This window comes from Listeria grandensis FSL F6-0971 (assembly GCF_000525835.1).
GTDB classification, from domain to species: Bacteria; Bacillota; Bacilli; order Lactobacillales; family Listeriaceae; genus Listeria_A; species Listeria_A grandensis.
In genome coordinates this window covers 76,306-94,714 of sequence record NZ_AODD01000008.1, presented here as the reverse complement: position 1 = coordinate 94,714, position 18,409 = coordinate 76,306, and the positions used below count along the sequence as shown (strand labels likewise).

15 protein-coding genes are annotated in these 18,409 nt (G+C 39.9%); 13 read left to right on the top strand and 2 right to left on the bottom strand.

The window, feature by feature from the left end:
• Positions 1–5: 5 nt before the first annotated feature.
• From PGRAN_RS06875 to PGRAN_RS06825, 10 genes are all read left to right on the top strand, one after another.
• Positions 6–653, top strand: coding sequence for a sugar transferase (locus PGRAN_RS06875; protein WP_036066085.1), 648 nt, complete (start codon positions 6–8; stop codon positions 651–653).
• Entirely contained in the window at positions 653–1,825 is a 1,173-nt protein-coding gene (locus tag PGRAN_RS06870) for a glycosyltransferase family 4 protein (protein ID WP_051998461.1), read from the top strand. The genes PGRAN_RS06875 and PGRAN_RS06870 overlap by 1 nt, the downstream gene beginning before the upstream one ends.
• Before the next feature lie 113 nt (positions 1,826–1,938).
• Positions 1,939–3,321, top strand: a complete 1,383-nt coding sequence (locus PGRAN_RS06865) for an oligosaccharide flippase family protein (RefSeq protein WP_277619713.1) — start codon at positions 1,939–1,941, stop codon at positions 3,319–3,321.
• 260 nt (positions 3,322–3,581) lie between these two features.
• The gene (locus PGRAN_RS06855) at positions 3,582–4,514 is read left to right on the top strand and encodes an NAD-dependent epimerase/dehydratase family protein (RefSeq protein WP_036066082.1); all 933 of its coding nucleotides are present in this window, start codon (positions 3,582–3,584) and stop codon (positions 4,512–4,514) included.
• 38 nt (positions 4,515–4,552) lie between these two features.
• A complete protein-coding gene (locus PGRAN_RS06850; RefSeq protein WP_036066081.1) occupies positions 4,553–4,954 on the top strand; it encodes a hypothetical protein in 402 nt (133 codons plus the stop codon).
• A gap of 221 nt (positions 4,955–5,175) precedes the next feature.
• A complete protein-coding gene (locus PGRAN_RS06845) occupies positions 5,176–7,920 on the top strand; it encodes an immunoglobulin-like domain-containing protein (RefSeq protein ID WP_036066080.1) in 2,745 nt (914 codons plus the stop codon).
• A 64-nt stretch (positions 7,921–7,984) separates the two neighbouring features.
• Positions 7,985–8,530, top strand: a complete 546-nt coding sequence (locus tag PGRAN_RS06840; RefSeq protein WP_077914613.1) for a DUF4352 domain-containing protein — start codon at positions 7,985–7,987, stop codon at positions 8,528–8,530.
• A 284-nt stretch (positions 8,531–8,814) separates the two neighbouring features.
• The gene (locus tag PGRAN_RS15585) at positions 8,815–9,297 is read left to right on the top strand and encodes a glycosyltransferase family A protein (protein ID WP_051998460.1); all 483 of its coding nucleotides are present in this window, start codon (positions 8,815–8,817) and stop codon (positions 9,295–9,297) included.
• Between the two features lie 214 nt (positions 9,298–9,511).
• Entirely contained in the window at positions 9,512–9,898 is a 387-nt protein-coding gene (locus PGRAN_RS06830; RefSeq protein WP_149024009.1) for a hypothetical protein, read from the top strand.
• 135 nt (positions 9,899–10,033) lie between these two features.
• Positions 10,034–12,583, top strand: coding sequence for an immunoglobulin-like domain-containing protein (locus tag PGRAN_RS06825; RefSeq protein ID WP_036066077.1), 2,550 nt, complete (start codon positions 10,034–10,036; stop codon positions 12,581–12,583).
• 69 nt (positions 12,584–12,652) lie between these two features.
• On the opposite strand, the gene PGRAN_RS06820 is transcribed toward PGRAN_RS06825, so the two are convergent.
• Entirely contained in the window at positions 12,653–13,756 is a 1,104-nt protein-coding gene (locus PGRAN_RS06820) for an ABC transporter ATP-binding protein (RefSeq protein WP_036066076.1), read from the bottom strand.
• A 118-nt stretch (positions 13,757–13,874) separates the two neighbouring features.
• Complete coding sequence (locus tag PGRAN_RS06815) at positions 13,875–14,279, bottom strand: putative immunity protein (RefSeq protein WP_036066075.1); 405 nt, start codon at positions 14,277–14,279, stop codon at positions 13,875–13,877.
• Positions 14,280–14,697: 418 nt separating this feature from the next.
• Between PGRAN_RS06815 and PGRAN_RS06810 the strand changes: the two genes are divergently transcribed.
• The 3 genes from PGRAN_RS06810 to PGRAN_RS06800 all read left to right on the top strand — a co-directional run bounded on the left by PGRAN_RS06810 (position 14,698) and on the right by PGRAN_RS06800 (position 18,072).
• Positions 14,698–16,416: a toxin Cry1Ac domain D-VI-related protein gene (locus PGRAN_RS06810; RefSeq protein WP_036066074.1), complete on the top strand. Its 1,719-nt coding sequence runs from the start codon at positions 14,698–14,700 to the stop codon at positions 16,414–16,416.
• 137 nt (positions 16,417–16,553) lie between these two features.
• Positions 16,554–17,294, top strand: coding sequence for a WxL domain-containing protein (locus PGRAN_RS06805; RefSeq protein WP_036066072.1), 741 nt, complete (start codon positions 16,554–16,556; stop codon positions 17,292–17,294).
• A 160-nt stretch (positions 17,295–17,454) separates the two neighbouring features.
• Positions 17,455–18,072: an acetyltransferase gene (locus tag PGRAN_RS06800; RefSeq protein WP_036066071.1), complete on the top strand. Its 618-nt coding sequence runs from the start codon at positions 17,455–17,457 to the stop codon at positions 18,070–18,072.
• Positions 18,073–18,409 lie beyond the last annotated feature (337 nt).

Genomic DNA, 18,409 nt, shown 5'->3' with positions numbered 1-18,409 from the left:
CTATTATGCTAAATGCGATATCAAGTAGGCTAGCAAGAGATAGTTATTATGGTAGTAAACGTGCGGTGGATATGATTGTGTCATTGATTGCAATCGTGCTCCTCTCGCCGATATTTTTGCTAGTAGCTATTGCGATTAAATTAGAAGACGGGGGAGCAATTATTTTTAAACAAGAACGTAGTGGTGAAAATGATGTGCCGTTTACGATTTATAAATTTAGGTCGATGGGATTGAGCACAGCGAGCACTACGGCGCATGATTATGTTTGGGATAACGGTGTTCCTGATACATTTGTGTTTAAAAATACGGGGGAGCAAGATGCGCGTGTGACGAAAGTAGGGAATTTTATTCGTAAATTTAGTATTGACGAGTTGCCGCAATTTGTGAATGTGCTACTTGGGAATATGTCATTGATTGGTCCGCGTCCAGAGATTGTGCCGATTACGTCGTGTTATTCAAAAGAGCAGAAGAAGCGTCTGATGGTGAAGCCGGGTATTACTGGTTGGGCGCAAATTAATGGCAGAAGCGATATTAATAATGGTGAAAAAATACGGTTGGATTTAGAATACATTGAAAAAAAGACAGCGATGCTAGACGTTGTGATTTTCTTTAAGACGGTTTGGCTGGTTATAGCGGGGAAAGGATCGGTTTAATGATGACGACTCAAAAACAACGAATTTTAATGTTATCGAGTGATTTTTTACCGAATATTGGAGGTGTTGCCGCGTATGTGTATGAGCTTAGTAAGCAACTTTTAAAAGAAGGACATGAGGTGATCGTGCTTACAAAATATGATGGATTTGGTGTGCAAACCAAGGAAGAAACATTGGATGGCTTGCGCGTGATTCGAGTGCCATTTTCGCCGATTAAGAAGGTTCAGGATTTGGAATATGTAAGGCGGACGCGGAGAATTATCAAGCAGTTGATAGCGATTGACGCGATTGACATCATTCACTGGCACACGCTGAACAAAGATTCCAAGGTGATGCGAAATATCCAATTTCCAAGTGGCGCGATTGTCCACACGAACCATTTTGTCTGGTTTCGTGAAATGTATCGATCCGGACATTTTTCTAAATTACAAAAGATGATTCCTTACACGGACCACATCATTTCCCCAAGCTATGAAATCGAAAAAATGAGTCGTGCTGTTTTTCCGGATAGCGGCGTGACAAGGATTCCAAATGGCGTTGATCCAACAAGTTTTTATCCCGATCAAGAGCTTAGGCAAAAGACCAGGCTAGAATATGGTATTCCGAATGATCATACAGTTGTCGTAACAACAAACCGGATGTCTGAGGAGAAGGGGATGGGTTATTTAATAGATGCCATTCCTGACTTGCTTCAAAAACATGATAAACTGAGCTTTTTTTTAGCAGGCGATGGACCAGAACTTCATTATTTTGAGAAAAAAATTGGTGCTAGTACTGGATATAACCCAAGAGTTCATTTTCTCGGTAGGATTAAAAATACGGATATTCTTTCCGTCGTAAACACGGGCGATATTTTTCTGCAAACGTCTTTGGAAGAGGGCTGCAGTATTTCTGTGTTAGAGGCAATGGCATGTGAAAAACCTATTGTCGCGACAGATATCGGAGGTAATCCAGATATAGTAAGGAACGGTATCACAGGCATTACCATTTTGCCGAAATCAAGTGAGGCAGTTGCAGAAGGCTTGGAAAAGCTACTTTCGGACCCTGCGAAACGAGCATTATACGGCGCCAATGGAAAAAAAGACATCGAGGATCAACTAAACTGGGAGTCGCTCGCGAAGCAAGTTCTGACGGTTTATGAGAAGTCGCTCGCGAAGAAACTTGGTCAGTAAAATGAGTAAGCAAAAAATAAATTATATTTTCATGATGCTTTATCAGTTTTTCATGGTCATCACACCATTGCTGACAACACCTTATGTAGTTCGAGTTTTGGGGCCAGAAAAAAATTGGGGAAGATGCTTATGCGAATTCTTTTGTACAAATGTTTTTAGTGTTTGTCATGCTCGGAATAGCAAGCTACGGCAAGAAGGTCATTGCTTCTGTGGACAGTCAATTTCAAGCGGAATCGGATCGTAATGATACTAAGGCACATAAAAAAGCGCTTAAAAGTGAATTTGGTGGCGTTTTTGGAATCCAGTTTATTGCAATGGTTACGATGCTATTGCTGTATTTATTGCTCGTTACGCTTTTTTTCGAGGGTAGTAGTGTGTTTTATACGTATGGATTTATGATTATCGCCTATGGATTCGACATCTCCTGGTATTTTATTGCACGAGGTGAGCTGAGGAAAATAATGGTGCGTACGATTTTAATCCGAATGGTGACAATATCTAGTATTTTTCTATTCGTGAAATCAGAGGAAGACCTTTGGCTCTATGTATTTATGAATTGTTTTTTATTATTGCTAGGGCAAGTCTATATTTGGTTCTTTCTCATTCGTGAATTAGGCGGGTTTAGTGTACAAAAAGCAAGCTTGAAAAAACATCTGAGACCTATTTTGATATTGGCGGTGATTCCGGTTTCGACCATGGTTTATATATCTGTGAATCGTGTTGTGCTCGGGGCAGTGCAAGGGGAGGTGGAGGTCGGATATTATAATCAGGCGTATAAGTTATATACGATTGGTTTGTTGTTTGTCCAAGCCTTGTCTGCTGTTTTAATGCCTCGACTCGTCCACTATTATGAGGTCGGCGATAGGGAGCAGTTTCGTAGTATGCTTACGTTTTTCTTTCGCTATATTTGCGCCTCGGTGTTACCAGTATGTTTGGGCGTTGTAGCTGTTTCTGATGCGCTTATCCATGTTTTCTTAGGCATTGACTTTATGCCGGTGGTGCCAGTTATTATTGTGCTGATCCTGTCGTTATTTTTAGCCGCGATGAGTGATTTATTTGGAACGCAGATTATGGTGATTCGCGGTCAAAATAAAGCGTACGCTTATTCGGGAATCATCGGTTCCGCGATGAGTTTTGGTTTTAATTTGTATATTGTGACTGTACTAGCCAGCGAAGGAACCGCATTATCCTTTTTAGTAGGGAATTTAGTTATTGTTAGCATCCAAATATATTTTATAAGAGATTTGCTCCATGTGAAGCAGATGATCCTTATCATGATGCCATATGTAACCTATAGTTTTATCATGATGGCATGTATTTTTGCCGTACCGTATGTATACTCTGGGCCAGCGTTTTACACGTTAGTGGTCCAGTGTTTCGTAGGTATAGGGAGCTATATATCGCTCCTGCTCATGAGAAATGATGAGATTTTATATTATATTATCCGTAGTTTTCGAAAAAAACCGTCAAAAGATAAAAGGATGGAAGAGACGTGAAGGCTAATTTATCGAAGGAAGTAAAATTACAATTTCTTGATGACTATTTTGTATCAACCACAGAAGCGATTAATATACTACAAATATCGAAGCAAAGTTTTTACTCGCTTGTTAATCGCAATAAAATTCAACGTATAAACAAGTCAGGTGTAGTGCTTTATTTTAGAGATGAAATCATCGAACGATCAAATTCTCAAAAGGATCTGAGGTATAAGTACCGTCCTTTTGATTACAGAAAATAATGAAAGAGGTAACTAATCATGTCAACGGTTTTAATAACAGGGGGGCTAGGCTTTATCGGCTCCCATTTAGCCCACAGAATAGCTGCAGAAAGTAAAGTTGTTATTGTGGACAATATATCTACAGGGAGGAGAGAGAATGTTCAGCCACATAGCGATATTACGGTTTACGAAGGCGATATCACGGATAACGAAATGTTAACCTACCTCTTTACAACATATGAATTTGATTATATTTATCATTTAGCAGCTATTGCGAGTGTTGCAGAGTCAGTTGAAAGGCCGCATGAAACATTAGAAACGAACTTTAAGGCAACGGTCTCCTTGCTAGAACATGCTAGAAATCAAAAGCACCCAGTGAAAAGATTTGTATTTGCGTCTTCGGCAGCGGTGTTTGGAGATGAAAAAACATTGCCGAAAACGGAATTTTCACCAGTGAAGCCCTTGACACCTTACGCGATTGATAAATTAGCATCTGAGCAATACGTGTTGGCATACAATGCGTTGTATGGTTTAAATACGAGTGCCGTTCGTTTTTTCAATGTATACGGTATGCGGCAAAACCCAGAGTCGCCGTATTCAGGTGTTATTTCGATTTTGACAAAAGCATTTTCAACAGAGGAGCAGGGAAGGTTTACTGTGTATGGGAATGGCAATCAGACACGCGACTTTGTTTTTATTAAAGATGTCATCGATGCTTTAGTATTGATCGCTCATCATGAAAAGTCGAAAGGCGAGGTTTACAACATTGGAACAGGGCAGGAAACCTCATTAAACGAGTTAATCGGTCAATATCAAGATATTACTGGCAATACGATAGAAACAATGTACGAAGAGCCGAGGCAGGGTGATATTCATGCATCTGTGGCAGGAATTGAGAAATTAAGGAAACTTGGATTCGAGCCAAGGTATAACGTTTATGAAGGATTAACAGCATACTGGAAAAATTATTAAGAATAACGGCTTATTTTAGGATATGCGAGGTGGATTAATTGGAAAAATTAGTTCGGTTTTTAACGGAAGATCACTATCTGAAAAGTATGTACACAAAAATGGAGCATTGGAAGCAAGGGGAAGTAGTATATTGTAATGCGAAGGATAAAGAGGTTATTGGTTGCATCATGAAAGGACAAGCGATTATGCGGTTTTGTCATGAGAATGGGGATCATAGGTTGGCATTTTTAGATCAGTACGATTTAGTGGGTGTTGAGAACTTGATAGAATGGCCAGATCCTATAAAGGCCAATGTATACGAGATCATCGCGTTAACAGATATCATGTTATTCACGGCGAGGAAAGACTATTATTTAGATCACATGTACGCCAATCCAAAATATTTTCATTGCGTATTGTCTCAACTTGCTAGGAAAAGTATCGTTGTCCAATCGGAATAAATGGCTTCAACCCATCATTTTACAGTCAATAAATGCGTAACTATCTGCATTAATTGATAGGATTGTGATTTGAATATAGTATAGACTTTTATATGTCATCAGTTTTGATAAGTCAGGAAAACAAATTGAAGAATTTTACATCAAAACAATTTGCTGTGGGCGTCTGAGCTCTCGCGAAAGATTTGATTAAAATAATAATTACACATCAAAAGGAGAAAATAATGAATCAAAGTAAGCGCGTATTTTTGAAGAAAGCTGCAGCTATGAGTGCAGTAGTAATGATGACTTTACCGACAGTTGCCAATGCAGAAGAGGCGGCAACAGGCTCGGAGCGGAAAGTTCAAGAAGCACAAGCACAGATTATCGAACCGAGCAAAAAGCAAGAAGGCAATAAGCAAGTGAATGAAAAGCAAGCTGCGACGCCGTATATCAGTGGTGGAACAGGATTTTCTAATAAATTTGAGGCTTTGCAAGATGAGAATGGTATTGTGAATGTGAGAACAGCATCGAATGCACTAATCGCCATTGGTCTTGGTGTTCAAACGAGGACAACGATTAAGATTGACCCAGAGATTGCACTACCATTTTTCTCAACACCTAACTGGAAAACCTACATTTCGGGGACTGTCGATCGATTGGGGAAATTAGGAATCGGAAATGACCAAATCACAATGAAGAAGCTACTTGAAAAGGATACAGGTTTATTCCCTGGTTATGATGAAGCGTATTACGACGAGAAAAAGCAGGAATTCGTTATTTTAACCCCAACGTATGTAGCGGCAGCGACCCAATATCAAAATGTTAACATGTACATCGATCTAGGAAAATGGAGTAAGGACACTGGTCGCCTAGTGGAAAATAAGCCGAACTACAAGTTTAACATGGTCAGCAAACCGAATGACTTAGCGATAAACTGGTCATGGGGCGATGCAAACTCGATATTACTTGGTGTTCCAGAGGACAGTTGGGCAGAAAATAAAGTGGATCCAACGACACTAGAAACATCAGACAACCACAAATTCAAAGGTAAAACCGTGCAAAACATGGATAACCGTCATGACGCCGATTTCTCTATTGCACTAACTGTGAATGGCGTGGATTACAAAAACGATGTACAACTGAAAGAAGACGGAAGCTGGGAATATGATTTCGGAAGCTACCTAAAAGATGGTGATGTTGTCGGGGCGACTGTTATCGCTACGGAAAAAGAAGCACACGAAAATACACTCATCGATATTAATAAATCAAAAGAAACGAAGTTCACAGTCGGTGAAGATAGTACACCTTGGCAAGATTGGACTGTCGTAGAGCCAACAATTTCTGATGCTTATGACGGTGAAACAATGATTACAGGTATTATTCCTGAGCAAAACTACCAAAACGGACGCACATATAGTTTGGCCGTTAAAGTAAATGGTAAAGAAGTTTACACACAAGATGATATCGAAAAAGGCGTTTACAATGCCCCGATTTTCGGAGCCAACCTAACAAAAGGCGACAAAGTAGAGGCATATATCATTGGTCACGAGGCAAATGAAGAAGATAAATCAAGTCAACAAGCGGCAACTATTGTAAAAGAAAACAAAGACGAGCAAGCCGATTGGAACAAATGGGAAGTCAAACCAGCCATCCTAAACGATGTGACACACGGAGACCGCGAAATCTCAGGACTTGTACCAGCCCAAAATAAATTTAACGGTAGAAACTATGAAGTAAACGTAACAGTAAATGGCCAAGACGTCGGTAAAAAAGCCTTCTCCTTTGACGGCGGCGAATACCGTATCGTTTTAGACAAGGACCTAGTGTTTGGCGATGAAGTAAAAGCAACTGTCATCGGTCATGAGGACAAAGAAGAAGATAAATCAAGCGAAGAAACAGCTAAAATCGTATCCGACAAAACAGGTTGGGAAGATTGGAAAGTAGAAAACCCAACTATCTCTACGTTAACAGAAGGCGAGCTAAAAGTAACTGGCCAAGTACCAGCACAAGATGAAGAATTCGGACGTAACTACACAATAGACCTGTACATCAATGACCAAAAAATAGCTACAAACGAAGCAAAATCAAAAGGTGACTACGAGTTTACACTAAAAACACCACTTGAAAAAACAGACAAAGTAGCTGTTGAAATCACAGGACACCAAAAGAATTACGAAGATAAAACAAGCGAGCGTATCACAGCAAATGTAGAAGCAGTCATGACAGAACTAACAGGTAATGACTATAATTTTGACGCCCATGACGAATATGTTACCGGCACACATTCTCGCGACATCAAAAAAATCAAAGTCTTTGTCAACGATCATGACTACCAAACGATAGATGCTAACAACGATGGTGAAGGCAAGTATAAAATCTACGCACGTCAATACATCAAGAACTTCACCGACAAAATCGTTGTGAAAGGTCTAGATACTGATGGAAAAGTCATCAAAGAAACACCTGTCAATAACGTAAAAACACCAACAAGCTTAGAAGCAAATGCATTCACAATCAATCAAGATGAATTGATTTCAGGAACAGTAAGTGATGACGTGAAGAAAATCAAACTTCAAGTGAACGGCAAAACTGTGAACCAAGTAGCACCGAAAGACGGCAAATATGAAATTTACACAAATAGTTACGTGCAATCAGTAGAGGACGACGTGAAAATTATCGCATTCAATGACGAAGACGTAGTATTAAAAGAAGTTTCCGTTACGCTAGATGACGCCTCAAAAAACTCAGAACTAACATACAACCCTTACAAATTAGGTGACGATTTACTAACAGGAACAGTATCAGAGGACATTGAAAAAGTTAAATTAGTAGTAGATGGCGAATTACTAAATAATGTTATGGTAAAAGACGGCGAATTTTCTATGTATGCATTAGGTTTTGTAAATGCCAACAGCAAAAAAGTCGAATTAGTCGGCTACTCTAAAGCTGGATTTGAACTAAAACGCATAACAGTAGAAGTACAATAAGACGAATGACAAATAATCCACCTAGACAAGCGCTGGGTGGATTGCTTTTAGAAAGGAATTTTTAATGATGAAAAAAATGATAGTAACACTGTCTCTACTCGCGACAACATTAGGTTTAGCAGGTTGTGGCTCGGCAGAAGAAAAAGCGAGTCAGGATAAAGCGGAGAACAAAGCAACTGATCAAGCACAAAAATCAGTAGAAAACACGAAAACAACAAAGTCCGAACTAAACGAAGAAAAAATCATGCAAGATATCGCTATCACTCCCCAAACCTTCGAAGCGATCCAAGATGACAGCATTAACACAGACACCAAGCAACTTGTCAAAGTAACAGTGAGCGCGAAAAACAACAGTAAAGAAGAAACAGGCATCAGCTCCGCACCATTTTTCCTAAAAAGTAAAGGCGGAAAAGAGCTCCAATTTTACGGTGAAATGAACGAATTTGGCACAATGATCGCACCAGGAAAGACAGTAAAAGGTGAGATTTACTATATTGCAGATAAAAAAGCAGCAACGTACGAGCTCATCTACAATCCAAGTGCAGTAACGAACCAAAAGGACACAAAACAACGGAAGCTGACTTGGAATTTAGGCAAAATCACAAAGTAGAAGTTGAAACACCACCCAAACAAATCGACGACAAGCGTTGTTGGGGCTGTTCGAATGAAATGAGTTACAGCCCCAATATGCATGAGAGCGAAGCGAGCATGTAATCCATAAAAGACTATACGAAAAAAGAATGATATTAATTCAGGAATAGACGTTTCTTCAAATGTGTCCAAGTAGAGGTACATAAATAGATTATTACTCACTCAAATATAATTTTGGATGGGTAATCTTTTAAACAAGATAGAGACGGTGGGCATGAACGATAGAAAGTGAGATTGCTAGTTATGATAAAAGATAGTATCAGTTATGTTATCCCGATGTTTAATGCAGAAAAACATATTAAGCGGTGTATCGATTCGATACTTAGCTCAGATAAAAACGCGAATATAATAATCGTTGACGATGGCTCTACAGATAATGCAGATGATGTATTAGCCGAATATATAGCGCAATCGAATATTAGAATATTTAAGAAGGAAAATGGAGGACCTGCGTTAGCCAGAAATTATGGACTCCAGTTTGTCCTAACCGAATTTGTGTCCTTTATAGATGCAGATGATTATTTATTGCCAAATTACGATCCAAATAAACTAATAATGCAGTTGAAGAACACAGATTGGTTAATATTTGGCTATGAGAGTAAGTATAGTCTTGGAAAAAAAGTGAATAGCAATTTTACGAAATTAAATCATACGCAAGTTCTAGATATACGAACGTTTTTAGAGCAAATTTATGTATGGATGAATCCTAAAAATAATTTTTTTTAATGCACCTTGGAATAAAATATATAAAATGAGTATCATCAAAAAGCATAAACTACAGTTTGATAAGTCATATAAGTATACCGAGGACTTATATTTTAATATTTGTTATCTTAGGCACGTGAATACAGTTACGATTATTCCGGATGTTCTATATGGTTATTGCTTAGAGAATACTATGTCTGAATCAAGAAGCGGAGATGCCTCGTGGTGGCACAATTTGAATAAGGCACATCATTATTTGGAGCAGCTAATAGTAGAGAAGAGCGATAAACAGCTAGCATCACTAAAAGAATATAGAATGTTTCACGAAAATATAGCGATTCAATATTTAAATCTTTTATTGTTCTCCACACCAAGAGATAGGATAAAAGAGGTTATTAAAAAGAAACCAGCATGTCTCCCTATTCGAAATCCTCAAAATAAGCATATCCTATACACATTAAGTGCATGTGCGATAAAAGCATTGCCACTGTCACTCTCCAGCGAGTCCATTTATTCATTGAGCAAAATAGCTAAACGAAAAGTTAAGTTATCTAAAGGAGACCAATCAAAAGCAGGAAGTGCGGATGTCACCTCGTCAAAAGGAGTCAGTAGCTACTGTTAAGGATAAGCCGGATTAAGTATAAGGACTGGATATTCTAATTCATTGGATCACCTAGGAGACTCTGAAATGAAGGAGGTGTTTGTATGAATTAAAATAATTGGAAACACATCTAATATTAAATTATATGGGGAAAATATGAAAAGAAACATTTTTAAACGTACACTTATTTCAGCAATTGCAGTCTCATTACTGACGACTAATTTAGCTCCGACAACAACTGCCTTTGCAAAAGAGCCTACAAAAAGCGCAACTAGTACTGCAGTTGAACAGCAATTAGAGACCTATTTTAATAAAGCGGGTATTGACATCGATGGTTCAGATTTCAATAAGAGCATGACTTCTGAACAAGTCGCTAAATTTACAAAGTTTGCACAATCTGAATCAAAAAAATATCCAAAAGATAATGCTACTAAAGAAACACGAGCGGATGGTTTTGATAAATCGATTACGAGACTTACAGTAAAAATGAAAGATACAGATAAAGGAACTTTTATAACATCTTTCACTCCTTTTAATAACTCAAAGGACCCGTATGTGGGAAACGCAGTTGGATATGCTAAATTACCACTAGAAGGTATTATTCCATGGGGCTTAGATGTTGGTGGCGAAAAAGCGATAAAAGATTATCGCAAAGGGAATTATGGCGCTAGAATTTTAGTGAAATTTCCTGAAGGTGTCAATGCAAAAGAGGGATTCAAGATTGTTGATTGGGACAAATCTATCCTTGATACAAACCTATACGTAAAAGTGATTGGTATTCCAACACCAGTAGAACTAAAATTCCCATTAAAATTCGATCGCTCTAGTGTTCGTTTTGGTGAAAATACGAATGAGTTAAGTATGGTAATCAGAGGAATGGACAAAAGCAAAGTAAGTGAATCGGAGTGGGAATCTTATCCACAGTTTATAAACGAAGGTGCCATTCGCTTAGCTGCTACAACCAATATTGGGAAGCTATCAGGTACTGCGGAAGGTAATATGTACCTTAATGTAAGCGAGTATCCAGGAAATACAGATGATACTTCTAAAGATAAAGTTCTAACCAAGGGCAAACTTCCACCTTCTAAATCTAGAAAAATCGAAGTTCAACTATTTGTTATTGATAGAGGCGGACTTGTTGCCGGTGGTTCAGGTGCAGGTAATATCTCGGAAGCACAAGTTATTCCAGGGAAAGAGTACATTAACAAATCAGAAAACAACCAGATCCCAACTTGGCGTGAATACATTTCTCTATGGGATAACAAAGATAAATTTAATACCGTGTTATCGGCAAACCAAGAAGTTACAGGTGAAAGCTATGAACTTCCGGGGAAAAATATTTTTGACAGAACTTTAAATGTCAATCTATTTAAAGACGGCGATTATAACCAGTTTGAAGCTAATCGATTTGATCGAATTGTGGATTATTATTCACATGAAAATGTTATAGGTGGAGGAGTAAACGATATTTCTTCTGTTTCGCTTTCACACACACCGCAAACAATTCCATATAACAAAGAAACAGAGGTAAAATATACGGGTTCTGTTACTACTATTGACGGTACTAAAACCAACTTAAGTAGTGCTGTTATGCGCACGACTGTCAATACGGAAACGCCTACTTTGAGTTTCACGGGTAGTCAACCTGATAGAATACAGACAGGTCAATCCCTAGATCTAGCTGGTAATTTTAACGGTAAAACATCAGATGCTTTTGTCATTCACTATAAAGTGGATAACCGAGATTGGGCGCAACTAGACAAGTATAGTGCTATCCCAGGTGACGATGTAGAGTGGAATGCTGCTATTGCTGGACTATCAAAAGGAAAACACCAAATTCAAGTGAAGGCAGTCGATTCATTTGGTAAAGACTCCAACATTTTAACACATCAAGTAACCGTTGCAGACGAGATTGATGCGAGTCTAACAGCAGACGATTACAAAATCGCACCAGGTACTCAATATGTTACAGGAACACATTCTAAAAACGTGGATAAAGTAAAGTTATTCGTTAATGGTACTGATCGTATGACAGCGGCTGGGAACAATAACGGCGAAGGACGATACAAAATCTACGCGTATGATTTTATCAAGAATGCATCCGATAACGTTGTAGTAAAAGCCTTAGATAAGAACGGTAAAGTCATCAAAGAAACAAAAGTAAATGTCGAAAAAGAAGCAGGTGTAGAAACATACCTAACAGCAAATAACTACAAAATCGCACCAAACAGCCAATATGTAAGTGGAACACATTCAACCGACGTAGACAAAATCAAACTATTTGTTAACGGTGTAGATCGTATGACAGCAGGAGCTAACAACAATGGCGCGCAAGGACAATACCGTATTTATGCTTACGATTACATCAAGAGTGCATCAGACAATGTCGTGGTAAAAGCACTGAATAAAAACGGCCAAGTAATTAAAGAAACGAAAGTCAATATTACGCAAGATACAGGCTCTATTACAGCAAATCCATTCAGAATTAGCACGGATGAGCTGATTAATGGAACATTCACTGGCAATATCGCAGTGGTTAAACTCTATGTTGACGGCGTTGCTAGAAATCAAGTGAGACCAACTGGTTCAAACTACTCACTATATGCAGCTGGTTATGTCACTTCTGCAAGCCAAAATGTAGTCGTTACAGGCTTTGATGCAAATGGTATTCAAGTAGCATCTCAGAAAGTTAGCGTGACGAATTAAGTTCACGTATTTATCAAATCAACAAAAAGGAGTCAAAAATCTACGTCAGATTTTTGGCTCCTTTTCTTATTATATCTCAATAATCGAAAGCTCATTATCAACATCAAAGAAATGCGATTTAGACATTTCAAACGCATATTTGATTTTCTCGAATGGTTCGTGATTCGAGCGTGAGTCAACGCGAGCTACGAATTCATGTGTGCCAACTTTCGAATGAAGCATAAATTCCGCACCAGTTAGCTCAGCAACGATAATTTCAGCATCAAAAGTAGAACCTGGGCTTGCCTCAATAACAAGCGGCTCATCGTGAATATCTTCCGGACGAATACCGAATACGATATCTTTTCCGTCATAGCCTTTATCTTTCAAAACTTTCAATTTGCCTTCTGGAACTTCAATTGTGAAATCATCACCGACAAATTGCGTACCGCTAAGTTTCCCTTTAAAGAAGTTCATCGCTGGGCTTCCGATGAAACCGGCCACGAACATATTTACTGGGTGATCGTATACTTGTTTCGGTGAACCGACTTGTTGGATGACGCCGTCTTTCATAATAACGATACGCGTCGCCATTGTCATCGCTTCGGTTTGGTCATGGGTTACGTAGATCATCGTTGTGTTTAATTGTAAATGTAGTTTCGTGATTTCCGCACGCATTTGCACACGTAGTTTCGCATCGAGATTCGATAAAGGTTCATCCATCAAGAAGACTTTCGCGTCACGAACGATGGCGCGGCCTAAAGCTACACGTTGGCGTTGTCCACCAGATAACGCGCTTGGTTTACGCTTTAAGTACTCCGTCAAACCTAAGATATTTGCGGCGTGCTCCACGCGTGTTTGAATTTCGGCTTTTGGCATTTTGCGGAGTTTTAGACCGAATGCCATGTTGTCGTATACTGTCATATGTGGATACAGCGCGTAGTTTTGGAAAACCATGGCGATGTCGCGGTCTTTCGGTGCGACGTTATTCATGACTTTGCCGTCAATGCTTAGCTCGCCTTTTGAAATTTCTTCAAGTCCTGCGATCATGCGTAGTGTTGTTGACTTACCGCAACCAGAAGGTCCAACGAAGACGATGAACTCCTTATCCGCGATCTCCAAGTTGAAATCCTCTACTGCGGTTACTTTGTTATCATATATTTTATAAATGTGCTCGAGTGATAGTTGTGCCATTGCTTTCCATTCCCCCATTAATAAGATTTGACTCTATTGTATATGAGAACGCTTTACAAAAACTATGTCAGGTTGCACAAAGAATGAAAAGAGGCGTTGGGCAGGTTGCATAAAATGGCTACTGTCTAAGCAGACGCTTCAGTTCCGCATATTGCCAAACACGTTCTGAAGGAAGCGCTTTGGCCGCGTATTCAGCAGCATGGACGGCGTGAGTTGCGACATGTGCCGTTGCTGCGGCATGCCCTGTGGCGCGGGCAATATGGCAAGCGACGAGGTCATCGGTGGCATTACGAGCCGCTGCGTGTGCCGCAAAAGCCGCATCGCGCGCAGCACCAACATGTATGTCACCGCGAATCCAGGCACGACTTGCTTCTATGGCTTGTCTTGGCCTCTTGTCGCTAGGGTACTTCTCTTCAAAAATAGATAATACATGCTCGGCGCAGTTCGCAGCCCAGATAGCTAAGGTACGGTGGTCGGCGGTTTCGGCAAGAGTAGCGATTTGTTGTTTGATAGTGTTATCCATATTGCACCTCCGTATTGTGATACCTACCATGGTAAAGGATGTCATGAAGCAAAGCAAGGATAAGGAACACAAAAATGCTATGTCCCATGTGGTGCTTCATCCATAGAATCCTAGTAAGTTTTTTTACATAGCATCCCGAAATTAATATTCCTCTAAAATACCAATATAGGCGAAAATATGCTCCTAAGACCCAATATTGCCCAATATACAGCTAGTCTGTAATTTAACCGATTATACATAAACGATGGATATCCAAGCAATTCACTAATCAAAAAATCGCTAAAATATTGTTCTAAAGCAACAAACCTATCTAAAACGATTTTCTACAGCAATGATCCGTCTAGAAATCATTTTTTCAAATAGGTATATACTAGGTTTATTCCAAGAGGAACGAAATAGTAAAAAAGAAGGTGATGTCATGAAAAAGAAAATAGTCGCATTTGCAGTTATACTTTCTATGTTTGTCAGTCCAACTAGCCTCTATGTTCATGCTTCAGAAGGGACACCACAAGCGGGAGGTCACTTATTAGGTAGTAGTACTACAGATGCCGTGACAATGGTGAATGATTTATTTGTCGATAGTGATCCAACGAAGGGCATTAAAGCAACGACAAACCAAGCTGCTATCGATGCCGCACAATTAGAAGTAGACGCGGTAAGCGATGAAACAGAGAGAGCCGCGCTACAAAAAAACCTACAAAGAGCTAAAGACTTACTAGAACTAGAAAACGGGAAAGCTGGCTTTTACGGATTCACTCTATGGCCAGACGCCGCTGGATGGAGCGCGACAATAGACGTGAGTCAAAGAGCAAAATCATATACTGTCTATATTAATGGATACTACGCAGGTGAGTATAGCAATGGTCGCGGTTATTATTTAGGTGTGAATGGGGGGGCAGAAGTCATTACTCTAAGTCAAGGAACGGCGTTGAAAGATGGCGATGTACTCAGCGTGAGATACAACATGAATGGAAAAGGTTACGAAATAGACCGTCTAATCATTACAGACAAATATGATACTGCAAAAGCTGCTACTGATGCCTTATTTCTTGATAACACCTCAACAAACGAGATCAAACCAACTACTAACCAACCAGCGATTGATGCAGCACAAGCCAAGGTTGACAAGGTAACAAACCCAACAAAAAACGCAGAACTTAATGCAGAAATCGCAAAAGCAAAAGCACAATTAGACATGTTAAACGGTGATAAAGAAGCACCAACGGCAGATACTGTTACACAAACACTAGATAAAGGTGCCGCCATTCCCGAAGCAAGCACATTCCTAACAAACATCCATGATAACGCAGATGGAATTTTACCAAATAATATTGCTATCAGCTATGTCATACCACCAACTACATCGAGTATCGGTGTAAGGACAGTGCAAATTGCTATCAAAGACAGAGCTGGTAATACGGCAATCAAAGACGTAACCTACATTGTCAAAGATGATACAGTAGCAATCGATGGCGACTATGTGATTCACGGCGCCGATGCGCAACTCCAAACGAGTGATTTAGAAGGAAAAAATGCAGAACAAATCACCGAACTTCTTCGTCAAAAAACAGATGTCCTAGGCTGGAATAGCGCGACAGGACAGAATATCACGAGCCAAATCACCTTAGAATCTCCAGTGCCACAAACGAAAGGCACTTATGAACTCGTCTACAAACTGGGCACAGCTACGATGACCTCTCATGTTGTGATTACAGATAACACGACTTTTACTTTCACGGAAACACCAGCTGAATTAGGTTTTGAAAGCACAGAAATTACGTCGAGTGAAACAACGATAGCTCGTGCTGATACAGACTGGAATATTGGTGTGAAAGATCTCAGAAATAATGGAACAGCTTGGTCGGTAACGGCGACAGTAAACGGTCCTTTTCAAACAGCAGAGGCCGATGCTAAGAAATTACCAGATGCGCTCACATTCACACAAGCAGGAACAGAGACGAGAATAAAAGATAACCAAGCGTTTACGATTTATAACGGCCAATCTGATGCACAAACAGAAAAAAATATTTCTTGGGCAAAAGATCAAGGTATTCGTATGAAAATCAATCCAACAGGTGTGAAAGCGGATGCCGAGTACCAAACAAGCGTCACGTGGACACTAAACGATACGCCATGAGCTTTTAAAATAACCTTAAAGGATGTGATGCTAAGAGAATCTGAGGATATTTCTTAACATGACAAAACAATCAAGCAAGACCAAGTGATCTCGGGATAGCATCATCAAATCCTGGCACTTCAAAGGAGAACTTTAACATGACATTCAAAAAATTCGCGGTAGTCGGTTTAGTAACAGTTTCAGCTGTAGCAGCAACTTTAGGTTTTGGAAATCACGCATCAGCAGCAGAAGTCGGTTCGCTAACTACAGATAGCAAAGTGAAATTCACGAAACAAGCTGAAGATACAGTTATTCCGCCAGTAAACCCAATCGATCCAGATCAACCACTTGATCCAGATGCAGAAGTAACACCAGGTACCGGTGGACCACTTAGCATTGGTTATGTATCAGAATTTGACTTTGGAACACAAGAAATTTCTGGTGAAACAAAAACATACAACGCGAAATTAGATAAAGTAAAAGTTGGCGGCGAATACGTAGAAGTACCAAATAACGTACAAGTATCCGATAACCGTGGTAATAACGCAGGTTGGAGCTTAACAGTCGCACAAAATGGTCAATTAAAAGACGGTTCAGCACGTAATCTAGAAGGTGCAGAAATCGCGATTACAAAAGGTACAGCAGTAACGAAAACAGGTACTGGCGTAACAGCACCAACCGTGAACCAACAAATTAAATTGAATCCAAATGGTACAGCAGCAACGGTAATGAACGCGACTGCTAACCAAGGTATGGGTCAATGGGTTGATAAATTTGGAGCAGACAACACAGCTGCTGCAGACGCAGTAACTCTAACAGTTCCAGGTAAATCAGCGAAATATGCCGATTCAGACTACGCAACAACACTAACTTGGACACTATCTGATACACCACAATAATTTAAAAAGTAGGAAATGCGTATCAAAAATCTGTTTTAGATTTTTGGTACGCATTTTTTTATTTAGGCATACGAAAGTGAAGGGCAATCTGAACAATCAGCGTATACATACATCTCGTGGTATACTAAATAACAAATGTATCAGTTAAAGGAGAATCGAGATGGCAGACGTAATCATAGTTGGAGATGGCGGTCATAGCAAAGTTGTTCGGGAATGTTTGGAACAGCAAGGTATCGATACTATCATCGGTACTTTAGACAATAAATACACAAGTTACGAAAAAAATGGGGCACAATTCCGAGCTCCATTTGACGATTTTGAGCAGTATAAAAAGGATACGACATTATGGTTCATTGCTATTGGAGATAATAAAGCACGTGCGGAGATTGCTGCCAAATTAGGTGATGTGTCATATGCAACGATTATACATCCGACAGCAATTGTTTCAAAAACTGCCACCATTGAGCCGGGGAGCGTCATCATGCCATTAGCAGTTATCCAACCAGATAGCGTTATTGGTGCGCATACTATCATTAATACAGGCGCGATTATCGAACACGACGTCATCATTTCAGAAGCGGCTCACGTCTCTCCAAGGGCAACTGTAACAGGTGGAGTTAAAATTGGTATGGGTGTTCACGTGGGTGCTGCAGCGGTTGTGAATCCGGGTTTGGATTTAGGCGCATATTCTGTTATTGGTTCGGGCGCAGTGGTTGTTGGTGATACAGAGGCTGGGATGGCGTATGTAGGAGTACCAGCTCGGAAGTTGGATAGGTGATTGTACATGCGGAAACGCTTCGATTTTTGACGTAGCATCGTTTTCAGATCTAGCTTTTGTTGTGGCTCTTACAAAGCGTACTTTGCTGAGTTAGAGCCTCCATATGCATGGGAACGTAGTGAGCATGTAATCCATGTGTTGCATCGTGTCCTACGCCGTCGGATCCAGCTTCGGAAGCCAGCCCCTCGAAACTTTCACGCCCTCCATAAAAACCAAGAGCGGGTTTTCATTGTGGCCGCTCCAAGTTTTTTCGGGGCTAACGGGCTTCCTTAGCTTTTCATCGGATCCAGCTTCAACGGCCAACTCCTCGAAAACTTCACGCCCTCCATAAAAATCA